At 37.1% G+C, this 14,302-nt stretch carries 12 protein-coding genes; 2 read left to right on the top strand and 10 right to left on the bottom strand.

Going from position 1 to position 14,302, the window contains the following annotated elements; translation table 11 throughout:
* Positions 1-14 precede the first annotated feature (14 nt).
* The gene (locus ACIFPW_RS12710) at positions 15-1,112 is read left to right on the top strand and encodes a hypothetical protein (protein ID WP_430244743.1); all 1,098 of its coding nucleotides are present in this window, start codon (positions 15-17) and stop codon (positions 1,110-1,112) included.
* 62 nt (positions 1,113-1,174) lie between these two features.
* On the opposite strand, the gene ACIFPW_RS12705 is transcribed toward ACIFPW_RS12710, so the two are convergent.
* The 5 genes from ACIFPW_RS12705 to ACIFPW_RS12685 form a co-directional block, all read right to left on the bottom strand.
* Positions 1,175-1,459: a hypothetical protein gene (locus ACIFPW_RS12705; RefSeq protein ID WP_430244742.1), complete on the bottom strand. Its 285-nt coding sequence runs from the start codon at positions 1,457-1,459 to the stop codon at positions 1,175-1,177.
* A gap of 172 nt (positions 1,460-1,631) precedes the next feature.
* A complete protein-coding gene (locus ACIFPW_RS12700; RefSeq protein ID WP_430244740.1) occupies positions 1,632-3,719 on the bottom strand; it encodes an SA1320 family protein in 2,088 nt (695 codons plus the stop codon).
* A gap of 34 nt (positions 3,720-3,753) precedes the next feature.
* On the bottom strand, positions 3,754-4,707 hold the full coding sequence (locus ACIFPW_RS12695; RefSeq protein WP_430244738.1) for a DUF1672 family protein: 954 nt from the start codon (positions 4,705-4,707) through the stop codon (positions 3,754-3,756).
* Between the two features lie 473 nt (positions 4,708-5,180).
* Positions 5,181-6,134 carry a DUF1672 family protein gene (locus ACIFPW_RS12690; RefSeq protein WP_430244736.1) on the bottom strand — a complete coding sequence of 318 codons (954 nt, stop codon included), beginning with the start codon at positions 6,132-6,134 and terminating at the stop codon, positions 5,181-5,183.
* Between the two features lie 251 nt (positions 6,135-6,385).
* Entirely contained in the window at positions 6,386-6,730 is a 345-nt protein-coding gene (locus tag ACIFPW_RS12685) for an SMI1/KNR4 family protein (protein ID WP_430244734.1), read from the bottom strand.
* A 225-nt stretch (positions 6,731-6,955) separates the two neighbouring features.
* Here ACIFPW_RS12685 and ACIFPW_RS12680 point away from each other — a divergent pair, with 225 nt between their 5' ends.
* The gene (locus ACIFPW_RS12680; RefSeq protein WP_430244732.1) at positions 6,956-8,221 is read left to right on the top strand and encodes a hypothetical protein; all 1,266 of its coding nucleotides are present in this window, start codon (positions 6,956-6,958) and stop codon (positions 8,219-8,221) included.
* Between the two features lie 103 nt (positions 8,222-8,324).
* Here the strand turns inward: ACIFPW_RS12680 and ACIFPW_RS12675 are convergent, their stop codons facing one another.
* The 5 genes from ACIFPW_RS12675 to ACIFPW_RS12655 form a co-directional block, all read right to left on the bottom strand.
* Positions 8,325-9,263 carry a DUF1672 family protein gene (locus tag ACIFPW_RS12675; RefSeq protein WP_303535113.1) on the bottom strand — a complete coding sequence of 313 codons (939 nt, stop codon included), beginning with the start codon at positions 9,261-9,263 and terminating at the stop codon, positions 8,325-8,327.
* Positions 9,264-9,467: 204 nt separating this feature from the next.
* Positions 9,468-10,349, bottom strand: a complete 882-nt coding sequence (locus tag ACIFPW_RS12670; protein ID WP_430244730.1) for a DUF1672 family protein — start codon at positions 10,347-10,349, stop codon at positions 9,468-9,470.
* A 400-nt stretch (positions 10,350-10,749) separates the two neighbouring features.
* Positions 10,750-11,526: a transposase gene (locus ACIFPW_RS12665; RefSeq protein ID WP_430244728.1), complete on the bottom strand. Its 777-nt coding sequence runs from the start codon at positions 11,524-11,526 to the stop codon at positions 10,750-10,752.
* 20 nt (positions 11,527-11,546) lie between these two features.
* Positions 11,547-13,106, bottom strand: coding sequence for a YifB family Mg chelatase-like AAA ATPase (locus tag ACIFPW_RS12660; protein WP_430244726.1), 1,560 nt, complete (start codon positions 13,104-13,106; stop codon positions 11,547-11,549).
* A 320-nt stretch (positions 13,107-13,426) separates the two neighbouring features.
* Positions 13,427-13,864, bottom strand: a complete 438-nt coding sequence (locus ACIFPW_RS12655) for a hypothetical protein (protein ID WP_430244724.1) — start codon at positions 13,862-13,864, stop codon at positions 13,427-13,429.
* Positions 13,865-14,302: the final 438 nt, after the last annotated feature.

Below are 14,302 nucleotides of genomic sequence, written 5' to 3'. Positions count from 1 at the left end.
AAGGAGGTTGCTTTGTGGAATTTTTCATTATTCCTTTCTTAATAGCTTTACTTTCCACTCCAATCTTATTCATTGTTGGAATTGTATTGTATTTTACGAAAAACAAAAACGCAAAGAAATTTCTTTTGTCAGCAGTTATTTCATTATTAGTAGCGATACCCAGTCTCATTCTATCTACTAGCCCAGGAATTTGGGTTTCACCTTTCTTACTAATCATCCTATCTGCTCTGATTTATTGGTCAATATCCATCTGGAGGGAAAAACAACCAATTGTAGTGGAAAAGTACCTTAAACGTTTTTATCAGTTTATTAATAAAGGTGGGATCGCTTTAGCCTTTCTACTGTGTATTATTGTGAGTTCTTTATTTGGTATTATGTTCGGATTGAATAGAAATATAGAAGAAGATGCCAGTAAAGAGTATAAAGAACTTACGGAAGAAATCGAGTCAGCAGAAACCAAATTAGTATCTATTAATGAAGAACTGAGTAATCACGAAAAAACAAAATCTGCTAAGGAGCGTTATGAGGATCTTCAAAAAAAGATTAATGAAACTGAAAGCAAGTTAGAAAGCTTAAGCAAAAAAGTGAAAACATCAGAAGATACCATTATATCTGAGAAAGATGAACTGAAAATTGTACAAAAAGAACGAGAAGCTGAATTCTCTAAATTAGCTGCACTACAAAAGGATAAAGACGAACTCACTAAAGAAATTGACACCCTCTCAAACAATTTTAAAGAAACAAAAAAGGAATTAGATAGCATCACTAGCGACCTGGACACGAATAAAAAAGAACTAAATCAAGTAAATGAAACGATCAAATCTAAAAAGAGTATTCTTGAAGATATCGAAAATGTGATTACACAAAAAAAGGAAGAGCCAATCATTCTTATTGCAGGACAGTATGTAGTAGGTAAAGATGTCCCAGAAGGGCGTTATCAGGTTACTAATGTGGGTGATGGATCAAACTTCTTTGTGATGGATTCAGATGGAAGTACCACCGTTAACACGATTCTAGGAGACGGGGTAGGTGATGGTGATTATGTTTTCTATACCTTTAACGGGGACTTAATTGAAACACGCGCAAAAGTAAAATTAATTCCCATTGAATAGTTTCGGAACCAATTAGGCAGTTCTCATAAAACAGCATAGCACAACAATCTATGCTGTTTCACCTACAGCCCAAACAAATAAATCACTCCTACCACAACGATAGCCATACCGACGATAATGGCCAGCCCCAAATGATATAAAGCACGTTTCTGATTCCCCTCTGCCCGTTCGTTCAATCCATAACGTAGAATTCGAATAAACCAGTACGACGTGAAGAGGCATGTAGCTAAAAGATTATTATGAGTGTTCGAATCGAACATTAATACAATATAACTAGCGATTAAAGCAACATTAATGAAACTCCACATTATTTTACTGCGATTGTTTTTTATAGTTTGTTTGTTCATCTGCATCTCCTTTTTTTGGATTGTGGGCATCGTTGGCATCGCTGGCATCGCTGGGACGGTTCTGTTGATTCAATACCATAAATAAAAAGAACAATAACTATTGAATAATCATTGTTCCTTCTAAATATAGATTGCATCATGAGAACCGTCCCCAACGATTCGATTCCCCTTCTTAAAAAATCGTCCCTCTCTCAACCTGTGAATGAAACACTTTAAGATTCTCCACCACTTGTTCTGACTCTTCGACAAGGGCTTCCACAGATACTGCTTTTTGATGTGAAAGCTGGTTGATGATATCTGAGAATAATAGAATCATTTCTTCTAAAATCGTGTTCGAACTTAAATTGTACAAACGAACGTCTTGATATTTACTAATGTTAAACAGTGCTGTATCAATATAAGGCTTAAAGCGATCGATCAGATCAGGGAAATTCGTTAACAACTGCTGAGTTCCTTCTTCAAGTCCTTCCACCATATTTTGTAGTTGCTCTAATGGCGTGAGCGTGATGGAAATGAGCTCATTAATTTGTTCATCAAAGTTACTAAACAAACCTACTAATTTTGCTGGCAAAGAAGAGGTAGCTTGGACGTTAATGAATCGGATTGTTTGAATCAATAGAGTCAATGAATTCCTGAATAAAGTAAGGACACTCTTAATCGCTGAAAGAGGCGGAATAATTAACTGCCAAATCGCTTGGATAAATGTCTCCGTTCCTTCTTCCAATACCTTTTCTTTAATCGAGAGGCCATTTGGTAAATAGTGAGAGTCCAGCAAACGTGATTTTTCTACTTTTGATATTTTCCCTATGTCTTGAACTTGATTCACTTTAGACTTAATGGAATCAGCTAGAGATAATTCTCGATCGAAAAGGGAAGCTGCCGTTTCCGAAACACTTGTTCCAAAACTCATGATTTGCTTTGACAATAAACCGTTATTTTGGTTAATGATGTCATAATGAGAGGCTAATTCCCCAACCACAGCATCATAAATGAAATCGGTTCCTCCCTCAAATAATTCAGGTAGTTTCTCTTCTCTTATGTAAGTGACATGCTGTATAAGATCTTCAAATGAACTTTCGATCTCATTAATTTTATTGCGAATTTCTCCAAAAATGCTTTCCACACTCACATCCATATTAAGAAGGTGTTCAGCAATTTCTGCTGGAGGGGAATTGAGGAACGCATTCAGGCTTCTAAAACGATCCTCGGCCATCGTTAACATCGTTCTCATACTATCCAATTCAAACTGGATAAGGTAACCGGTTGCGGTAATACTTTTTAAGACAGGGGACGAAGTTAGATCCTCAACAAACGTAGAGAACGTTTCTTTTAAATTTGTTACACGTTCTTCAAATTTCGCTCTCTCGTCCTCGACGATACTCACGGAATTCCCAATGTATTCGGAAGAAAGGGATAGACGATTTCCAACCAAATCATAGATTCCTTGATAGAGCGTATTGATCGTATCTGCATTCAATTCGATTCGACTTGAATTCCCGCCGTGGAGAGAATCTCCTGTCCAAATACTCGTGACAATGTGTTCATCAGCACCAACGCGAATAAAACCGTAACCGACATCGCCCTCGGTACCAACTTCTACTTGTTGATCCTTCATATCACCTTCTAGGTAACCTGTATGGTTAGCACCTAAAAGAAGAGATCCTGTCGGAGTTCCCCCTCCAATTCGATAAACTTTCCCTGGTATACGATCACCAAGACCCAAAGCTTCCTCTCCGTTTGTCAACGGGTCATACTCCATAAAGTAATTGGTGCTATTTACGTTTAAGTTTGAAGAGGGGATTAGTTCACCAGGTAAAATGGCTGGGTTCAAAGTTACACTTTTAACATCTTGATTTTGTACTGCGATTGAGTTTGCAAGTGCACCTCCGAGGGAGTTTCCAGCTACGTAGGAAATATCACCGAATTCTTTTTCCATCTTTTCAAAATATATGGCCGCATCCTTTAATTGTCTAGGAATATCAGAACCAATTAGTTGTAAATCAGTAAATACGTCTTTCATGTCTTTTGGATTAGTTCCTACAAAAATTACCGCTACTTCATTTGAATCTATTTCATTGGTAACTTTTTGAACAGTAAACGCATTTAATCCTGATGCCTTGAGATTAATTCGATCAACAACTTGGTAAATGTTTTTGTTTACCTTTAGAAGCTCTGTTAAGGATGGATTCCGATATGCATGAAACCCTGACAGTTCTACAAGATCCACATCATTAATTTTTTTGTGCTGAACAGCTTTCAAGTATACCTCCACCTTTTCAAATTATATTAAGACATTATTCCTTAATAATATAATTTGGTGCTTTTCTTTCTAGAGTGTTTTCTTTATTATTCTGTGCATTCGTTTTATCAATTGTATTATCGTGTAACAAAAAACTATATTTCGCCACAGGAAGCCCGTCCATATCAGACAGATCACTTACCATTTCATCGAATATCTCTTTATCTGGCTCAACATCAGGTTCTTCCATATATAACTGTATCAGGACGCTAACCATAGCCGGATTAATTGATTCCCCTTCTAGCATACTCACCCACTCTTCCTTTGAGCGATCGGTATTATTCAAATACTCATCTAAGAGTTTTTCTTGCACGATACCACCGTATATGACCAATTTATAATATGGGGTTGTATGATAATTTCCAGCCCCATTCTGATTAGCTTTTTCAGATATACTGACTATAGGATACTCTTTCACTTTTTCGTCTAAATAATGATCAAGCTTCTTAAATTCATCTTCATAAATCCATGCATATAAGCCACTTAGGATTGCAGCATCAATCTGTCCCTCCTGCGACCAAACACCTTCTGAATCTACCTCTTTTTTATCTTTATCTATTGGAATAATCGCATAAGAATAAAAATGCGGCTTGCCAACTGATTCAACAAATACAGTGGCACCATCGATTGCTCCTACGATGTTATGTACCTTAACCTCTGTTTTGTACTCTTCCTTGAAGTACTTCTTTATTGCTCTCTCCACTTCATCTCGGTTTTCTTCAGCTATTTTATCTGTCTCTTCACCGTTATCAAGCGTATATTCTTTCCCTGTATAATCTTGAACTGATACAAAATATTTGTCCTCTATCATTTCTTCTTCAGTCTTTTTTTCAGCTTTTTGTTCATTTTCTTTTCCCGTCTCATCGTTCGAATTAGTCAAAGCAGAACAACCTCCTAATAATAATGCACTACAAAGGATGCCAGTAAGTAAGAGTCGTTTTTTCGTCATAAGTAGCTCCTTTTCAGTTCTTCCTAGTTCATATTTGTATTTGTTTCTTCCCTTAATTGATTATAAATGAGATTCATGAGGCAGAGCGACCTGATTCCCAATTAATTGAAAATAATCCATTAGAACCAATTAATCTCTCTTTTAAATGATTCTACTTCACTAGAAAAATGGTTCTTCTTTCCTTTTTTGCACACCGAAAATATATTTTACAAATAATTACATGTTATTTTATTAAATACCCTAATTGCCAAATCCAAATCCACAATTTCCCCACGTGCTATACAAAAAAACAAGAAACCAATCCCCCTCTCGATCGGTCTCCTATTCACTCCCGATTACAGAGGGAAAGGTTTCTCGTCTAAATAATAAGTTAGTGCCACACTTCCCCGTTTTTATCTACTGAGAAGTGGGAATCTGGAGTCTTAAGTAAGATTTTGCAGCTAAGGTCCACCTTTTCAAAGAATATTAAGACATTATTCCTTAATAATATAATTTGGAGCAGCTCTATCTAAAGTATTTTCCTTGTTGTTTTGCCCATTTGTCTTATCGACCGTATTATCATGCAGTAAAAAACTATACTTTCCAATCGGTAGTTCATCCATCTCCGATAAGTCACTCACAATTTGATCGAAAATTTCATTGTTGGGTTCAACCTCTGGTTCCTCCATATACAGTTGAATCAGGATCCCTATGAACGCAGGGTTGAGTGTTTCTCCATCTAGCATTTCTACCCATTCTTCTCTTGGACGTTGAGGGTTATCCATATATGCTTTTAAAAGTTTCTCTTCCATAACGCCACCATATATAGCAACTGAGTAGTAAGGAGTTGTATGATAATTACCAACGCCATTTTCGTTAGCTTCTTTAGAGATAACTGTTACAGGAAACTCTTTCACCTTTTCTTCTAAATACTGATCAAGCTTCTTAAATTTATCTTCGTAAATCCAAGCATATAATCCACTTATAATAGCTCCATCAATCTGTCCTTCCTGCGACCAAACACCTTCAGTATCTACCACTTTTTTATCTTTATCTATTGGAATAATTGCATAAGAATAAAAATGTGGCTTACCAACTGATTCAACAAATACAGTGGCACCATCAATTGCTCCCACAATGTTATGTACCTTAACCTCTGTTTTGTACTCCTCCTTGAAGTACTTCTTTATTGCGCTGTCCACTTCATCTCGGTTTTCTTCAGCTATTTTATCTGTCTCTTCACCGTTATCAAGCGTATATTCTTTCCCTGTATAATCTTGAACTGACATAAAATATTTATCTTCTATTCGTTCTTCTTCAGTCTTTTTATCTCTTTTTGGTTCCTTCTCTTTTCCGGTCTCATCATTTGAATTAGGTAATGCAGAACAACCTCCTAATAATAATGCACTGCAAAGAATACCAGTAAGTAAGAATCGTTTTTTCGTCATAAGTAGCTCCTTTTTGAATCAGTGAAAGGGTTCTGTAGATTCACTTACTTATACAAAACAAAAACCAAAGAAGCAAATCCCAATTTTGAACGTTCACCAAAGAATAAAACAGGGTTTGCTTCTCAATCCGGAGAAGCATACCTGTTTTTATTGTCATTTTACAAGCAAGTTTGACGATAACTCTAAACCTGAAGACAATTGCTCAAAAAAGATCACTAAAACTTTACTCTAGGTAAAAGTTAATCAAACTTTTAATGAATAGATGTTCCAGGGATAGGCTTTATTACTCTCTTATGCAGCACTGTTCCGTTTAACCTATTACTGAGTGATTCGTTAATGTATGACGTGCCCTTTTTCATTACACCAAGGTCAGGGTGATACAAATCTGACAAAATGGAACCAGGAATAAATAGTTCCCCACCATTGCAAACTTGTAAAAAATCCTTATAGATTTTTGGAAAAGTAATAGCTAATTCCTTTTCAACTTCTATTATATGATTGAGATTCACTCCAGGATTTAGGACGTGAACACCATCTGCATATTTGAAGATTTCTTTTAAAGAATTGCTTAATTCATTATTTTTACGAATCATCATTTATAAAGCCCCTTCGATTTTTTCATTAAACAAACGTTTGATTAGCGAGCGATTTGATTTAGAACACCGCGTTGTCTAGACAGATTTGATAACTTTTAAAACTATTAATTGGATTAGCTTTTTCTAGTTCGTTCTACAGCTAAAATTCTATGTTTTGATATATTTACCAGTTTATCATGTTACTATAGAACTGCTAACCAATTCAAAAGGAAAGGGAGTTATGAGTTGCCAAGGTTTTTATCCATATTAACCTTCTGTTTGTTAATTTCAGGTTGTGTATTTAATGAAGAAACCGAAGCAGATCCTTCTACCAAACAACAACCAAAGAAAACAGAAAAAATTGTAACTGACAATAATGACAAATTTGGAACTGCGCTGTTAAAAGCAGTATTTAAAGACGGTGAAGTAGAAATCGAATCAAAGGAAATGGGAAGCCTCAAGGATTCTCAATCAGCACTTGAGGACAATGTCATCAATGTGATGACAGGAGTGCCAGACGAAGAGAAGTACTCTGATAGTGATGTTAGCTTTGAAATGACTTATTCCTATTACTATGATGACAAAGAACAGGGCTATTGGGTCTATCTCGTCAAAGGTGAAGACGAGAAATTATTAAAATTGTTAAATGAAAAATTGCTTAAAGCAAGAGAAGATGGCACTTATCAGAAAATCTATGACCAATTTTATAAAGAAGAGAACCATTCTATTCTAATTGATCATGATAAAGAAGAGGATCAAGACAAGAAAGAGGCGACTTCTGATACGACAGAGTCTAAGCCTTCTTCCACTAAGCAAAAAACCACTTCCCAAGATCCACCTGCTAAAGAAGAACAAAAAGAAAAAGTTCAAAATCCTGTTAGCATCAACCCAAGCGGTGTTGAAGTTGTAAATGGTCAATTTTCAGTTGAAGGAATTACATTAGGCATGACGTTAGAACAAGTAAAGAACAAACTTGGAACCCCGACGTATGAAGGGCCTGACCGGGATGAAATGCAGTCACATGATCACGTGACGGAGTATGGGCCATTATATATTGGCTACTACAATAACAGTGTTAAATCGATCATATTTGAAGTGAGTTCAGGAGTTAAATCGACTGGTTGGTTCAGTCAATTGTCTAACCAAACGACAGAAGGCGATGGAAACTATTATTATATTGAAGGTTCTAAAAACTATTCTAAGGTAGAACCAAGTGATCAGCCCGCCTATGCCTATGTCATGTATACCGGTCCAGAATTTGAAAGTGAAAAAGATCGCAAGGAAAGAGAAAGTAACAAAATGTCGCCCGAAGAAGCTATTGAAGCGGTGATTGAACATGAAAACATTGCGGATCATCCCGAATTAATCGTGGAGCATGACCATGATGAAGGCGAACGGTACGTCATCCATGTCTATGAACTAGTGGATGAAGGTACGGAAGCAGCTCACACAGCAACATGGGGCTGGTATTATGTAGATCCTTATAGTGGAACAATTGAAAGCATTTTTTAATAGGTACTTAAGTCTAGAAAACCTTCTTTATTGGTTATGTTGTTGTTTTGATTGATAAGCAATATCTTAAGAAGGTTTTCTTTTTATCATTTCCAAGTTTCGGTTATCTTTTAATAATCTCATCAGGATAAGTTCGTTCTAAACTATTGTCCTTTATATTTTCCCCACTGTATTTATCGATTGTATTGTCATGTAGAATAAAACCATATTGCCCTGCAGCTAATCCTTCCATATCAGACAGGTCCTTAACGATTTCATCAAATATTTCTTTGCTTGGATCAATCTTCGGCTCTTCCATATACAATTGTATGAGAGTTCCTATCATCGACGGATCGACATTCTCACCTGCTAATCTATCAGCCCACTCTTCTTTAGATCGGTCAGGCTGATCCATATACGCACCTAGAAGCTTTTCTTCCACAACCCCACCATAAATCACGACTTTGTAATAAGAAGTGGTATGATAATTTCCCACACCGTTTTGAAGAGCTTCTTCATCAATTCCGACAATAGGATGTTTCTTCACTTTTTTCTCTATGTACTCATCCAACTTATTGAATTTTTCTTCATTAATCCACGCATATAAGCCACTGACGATTGCAGTTTCAACTTGTCCTTCTTGCGACCATACTCCTGTAGGGTCTATTTCTTTGTTTTTTTTGTTGATAGGAATAATGGCGTACGAGTAAAAATGCGGTTCACCGATTGACTCTACCGAAACAGATGCTCCACCTGCCGCTCCAACAATGTGATGTACCTTAACCTCTGTATGATAAGTCTCTTTAAAAAAAGCTTTCACGGCATCACGTATTTCTTCTTGATGCTCCATAGCAATTTGATCGGTTTGATCACCATTCGGAAGAGAATATTCTTCTCCAGTATATGTCTGAACAGGTTTATAATAGTGATCTTCACTCGAGTTAGTCTCCTCGTATTGTGTGTTCTTTTCTAACTCATCAACTGAATGAGTTAACGCAGAACATCCTGCCAAAAGCAATAGGCCCCAAAGGAGGCCAGGAAATAGTAATCTCTTTTTAGTCATACAAGCTCCTTTTTTCAGTTCTTTCAATTCGGTGTAGGAGTCTGCTTACTCCTTAAGTTCACTTCATATTTTCAGAGGAATGACTCTCTTTTAGTCCAAAACCGATGATTGCTTCTAACTTCTTTTTGAATGCCTCCATCAGACGGTGAATAGATGCTTCTAATTGTACTGTTGAGCAATTTTGCAAAGAGCTCTAATATTTCATTAATCATTTACAAGATAATGAGGCGCACCCTTTTCAAGAGAATTTTCTTTATTATTCTGTCCGCTTGTTTTATCAATTTGATTGTCATGAAGAAAAAAGCTATATTCTCCAGCAGGCAAACCTTCTTTTTCAGTTAGTTTGTCTACAATTTCATTAAAAGCAGATTTGTCAGGTTCAACATCTTTTTCCTTCATATACATCTCAATCGAAATTGAAATCATTGAAGGATCAATATGAGAATTATTCACCATCTTTCTCCATTCTTCAATTCCCTTATTAGGGTTTTCCAGATATTCTGGGAATAACTCTTTGATACGACCTCCAAATATAGTGACATTATAATAAGGAGTTGTATAATAACCTCCTCCGACATTCTCATTCGCTTCTTTTCTTATGCCAACAATAGGATATTCTTCTGGAAGTTTCTCAACAAACTTATCAAGTTCTTTAAATTCGTCTTCATAAATCCATGCATACAAACCACTAACGATCGATGTTTCAATCTGTCCTTCCTGCGACCAAACACCTTCAGAATCTACCTCTACTTTATCTTTATCTATTGGAATAATCGCATAAGAATAAAAATGCGGGTTGCCAACTGATTCAACAAATACAGTGGCACCATCAATTGCTCCCACAATGTTATGTACCTTAACCTCTGTTTCGTACTCATCCTTGAAGTACTTCTTGATTGCTCTCTCCACTTCATCTCGGTTTTCTTCAGCTATTTTATCTGTTTCCTCACCGTTATCAAGCGTATACTCTTCACCTGTATAGTCTTGAACTGAAACATAATATTTGTCCTCTATCATTTCTTCTTCAGTCTTTTTATCAGCTTTTTGTTCATTCTCTTTTCCAGTCTCATCATTTGAATTAGTCAACGCAGAACAACCTCCTATAAATAATGCACTACAAAGGATGCCAGTAAGTAAGAAACGTTTTTTAGTCATAAGTAGCTCCTTTTTCAGTTCTTCCTGGTTTTTATTTGTATTAGTTTCTTCCATAATAGATTATAAATGAGATTTATGTGACAGAGTGAATTGGTTACCAATTAATTGAAAACAGTCTGTTTGAACTAATTAGAAGACCTATTAAACGATTCTATTTTACTAGAAAAAGTGAATCTTGATTCTTTTCTTATATACTCCAAACAATTTTTACAAAGAATCACCAGAAAGAATCACCGGGACGGTTCTCGTGATTCACTCTATACAAAAAAATAGGTAAGGAACAAATTCTCAACCATTACCACTCACCTTATATAAACATGCGCTTAATCATTCACGCCCTATAAATCAAAGTCTGCGAAACCCCCAATATCCTAGCCACCTGCCTTTGCGAAACTCCCTCAATACCCTTCACCTTCCGTAAAATATGATCCCTATTCTCTTTCGGTAAACTCTTCACCTGTGCGATTTCAATCTTCCCAATGATTCTATTAATAACTGATCTCGCTTCATCATCAGTCAACCTTCTCCTATCAGTATCTACATCCTCTAAACAGCGATCATCGTTTACTGTCTCGTTAAACTCCTTAAACCGCTCAATAGCCGTCGTTCTGTCTTCTCCAAACATGTTCAATATCAAATCACAATTTACAAAACGCGTAATCGAAGTTAATTGATAATACTGTCGACAGCTACTCCACCCCGATTCTTCCACAGCCCTTACCATTCTAGCTTTTAGAGGGTTTTGATGAATGTAGCGAACGACGGTGAGGAGATATTCCACTGTCTCGACATTCTCACTTTTAAATCGATCCTCAAATAGATGGCCGGATGTGTTGTATTTAAAATGATAGTATTTGACGAAGCTTACGGCGATGCGCTTTATTGTGATAGAAATGTCTTCGTTCCCTTCTTTCAGCAGAAGGTGAACGTGATTGCTCATTAAACACCACGCATAGATTTTCACCTTATATAAGGTCGAGTACTTTTCGAGAGTTTGAAGGAATTGAAGTCGATCTTCATTATCGTGAAAGATTTCCTGTCTGTTTGCTCCTCTATAGATAATGTGATAGATTCCTGTATGGCTTTTTTGTCTCGCTTTACGAGGCATGACAAATGACGATGACGTTTCTATTTGTAGTGCACATTATGGTTTTCTCCTGTGAGTAATTTTTTGTGGAAGGATTGGATTGAACGGAGAGATAGTTTCCGTAATAGAAGGGCTTCTTCAATGGCTTCATCTGAAATGATGTCGTCGCCTTTCAAATCAGCGATCGTTCTCGCCAGTCGAATGATTTTGATTTGGACGCGATTGCTGAATCCCTGTGCAGTTGATAAAGATTGGAGGTTTTGTTGCTGAAGTGGTGTTAGAGGGCTACTGCTTGTGAGTTGCTCAAATGAAACGCTCCCGTTGCAAACTTCTTTTCCATAACGATCATACTGGCGTTCTCTTGCAGCAATTACCCGCTTTTTCACTTCTTCTGATGATTCGATCCCACCAAAATTGTGTTCTTTCAGATTCACGGGTTTTAGCGAGAGTATTATATCGATTCGATCTAAAATGGGACCCGATACGCGACTTTTGTAAGCTTTGATTTGCTTCTCTGAACAGGTGCAATAGTGGTCACTCGATCCAAAGTAGCCACATGGACAGGGGTTCATTGCCGCGATGAAGATAAATTTCGCAGGATATGTAACAGTCGAATGCACCCGGCTGATCGTCACCTTCTCCTTCTCCATAGGTTGCCTCATCATATCGAGCGTCTTCTTTGAGAATTCACCTAGTTCATCCAGAAATAGCACACCTCGATGGGCAAGCGAAACTTCTCCGGGCTTTGGGTTGGTTCCGCCACCAATGATTGATACAGATGAAGCGGAGTGATGAGGGTGACGATAGGATGGCAAAGTGAGCGAGTCGTACGACGCACCAGCTAATTGATACAAACTAATCTTTTCAAGTTGGGCTTCTTTTGTTAGTGGCGGGAGGATGGATGGGAACGTTTCGGCTAAAAGGCTTTTTCCACAGCCTGGTGGACCATCCATTAAGAAATAATGTTCACCGCTTGCGGCGATTTCTAAAGCTCGCTTTGCGAAGTCATGGCCAATTACTTGATTGAAGTTCCGTTGAAAATGAAAGCGTTCATCTGTCGATTCTTTTGGCTTTGGCACTGACAGGATCTGCTGACCGGAGAGAAGATCAACCACATCCTGAATGGTATGAATGTAGACCAATTCGAGGTCCTCTATTTCTACCACAGGAATGGTGGGATCAAATGGTAGGAATAACGTTTGAAGCTGCAACTTTTTCGCGGCCAAAATCGCGGCAATCATCCCTTCAACTGGTAGAACCGTGCCATCTAGAGATAGTGCACCGATAAATCCAGTGTTCGGAGGGATCTTGTCCTTAATCGCTTTAAGTTCTTTCAGAATTCCGATCGCGATAGGGAGATCAAATAACGGACCGTTCTTTTTCTGCTCAGCTGGAGAAAGGTTAATGACAACTTTAGAATCGACTAGAGGAAAACCTATACTATAAAGCGCTGCGGACACCCGCTCCTTTGATTCTTTAACAGATGCATCCGGTAACCCAACAATAATAACGGTCTCAATCCCTTCCGTTACCTGCACTTCCACCTGAACACGGTAACCTTCTAAACCTTTTAATCCAATGCTAGTTACTTTTGCGGACATGGATTAGCTCCTTTTTATTTAAGTTTCTTGTTTTATTATCAATAATGGGTTTTATAAGACATTGGGGGAGGGACTGTACTTCATAGATAATAGGGTGGAGTGGTTGTGATGTTGGGATAAAGAAGGAGTTATGAGGGTTAGCACATAATAGGATTGTTGTGTTACTAGGGGATTTGTACCATTTTAAATTCAGAGGTTATAGCAAATAGCTTAATCATTTTTACGTGGATAAAGGTTAGGTAGAATTAGTCACCTAGATGAGTAGTTGATACATCGATATTATATTCTCTCTTCGTTCATGAATTCCTTCATTAACGGTATTAAAAATGATCCTTTATTTTTAAGTTCCAATACTCAACATAAGCCACATACCTCTGCTTCTCTGTAAAATAGGGTAAGAGTTGCTCCCCTTTTAGTTTATAAGATTGGATTGTAAGGATATCTTCTCGATATGCTTTTTCTATTCGATGGTTTCCATCAATAATTTCATACATATTAGGTCTGATTTCAGCTTGAATTATCGGTTTGTTGACGTCGACTGTTGGAAGGTGCTCCTCGTTTATTCTGCTATGGAAGTGATGTTTGAACCAATCTTTTACTTCAATTGTGTCTAATTCAACTTCAAGAATTCCGGATTGTATGTGCTCTACTATTCGAGAAATATTGAAATGAAAGAATCCATTTCGAAAAACTTCATCGCCTATATCGCAAGGGAGCGGAATATAGTTTTTGTTCATCTGAATTTTTCTATGTTTCATTTTCAATCTCCATTCTCATGTTGTTATTTACTTTATTTTATCACTCATCTACAAATTAAGGGATCATCTTTAATAAAGTGGTTTAATCAAATGTTTGCTTCATTGTGTTTTATTGGCTCACCAATGTCACGAGTGGATCATTTTTGTGTCCTAAATGGATCAAAAAGATGGCAGAGGTGGACCTATCCTATGTCCCTTTCAAAAAACCATTCAATCAGACGTTTGTTTAATTACCTGGTTGATTGCAACGAGAGTAATTAGTTATAACCACTCCTTGATCCTTAACACTAAAAACTCCGTAAAATAGACTTGCAACTTTTGTGCGAGTTTATTAAATCAGAGTTTGGCCCTCACAATGACATTGCTACGTCTATAGTCTCTGGCTTTAATTAAGCTGTTATTGCAATATAGAATCACGAGAACCGTCCGAGACCAGTG

Origin of the sequence: Pseudalkalibacillus sp. NRS-1564, from assembly GCF_050467905.1 — a bacterium.
Taxonomy (GTDB): Bacteria; Bacillota; Bacilli; order Bacillales; family Guptibacillaceae; genus Guptibacillus; species Guptibacillus hwajinpoensis_B.
The sequence above is the reverse complement of the archived record's forward strand: the minus strand, read 5'-3'. Positions and strand labels throughout refer to the sequence as shown.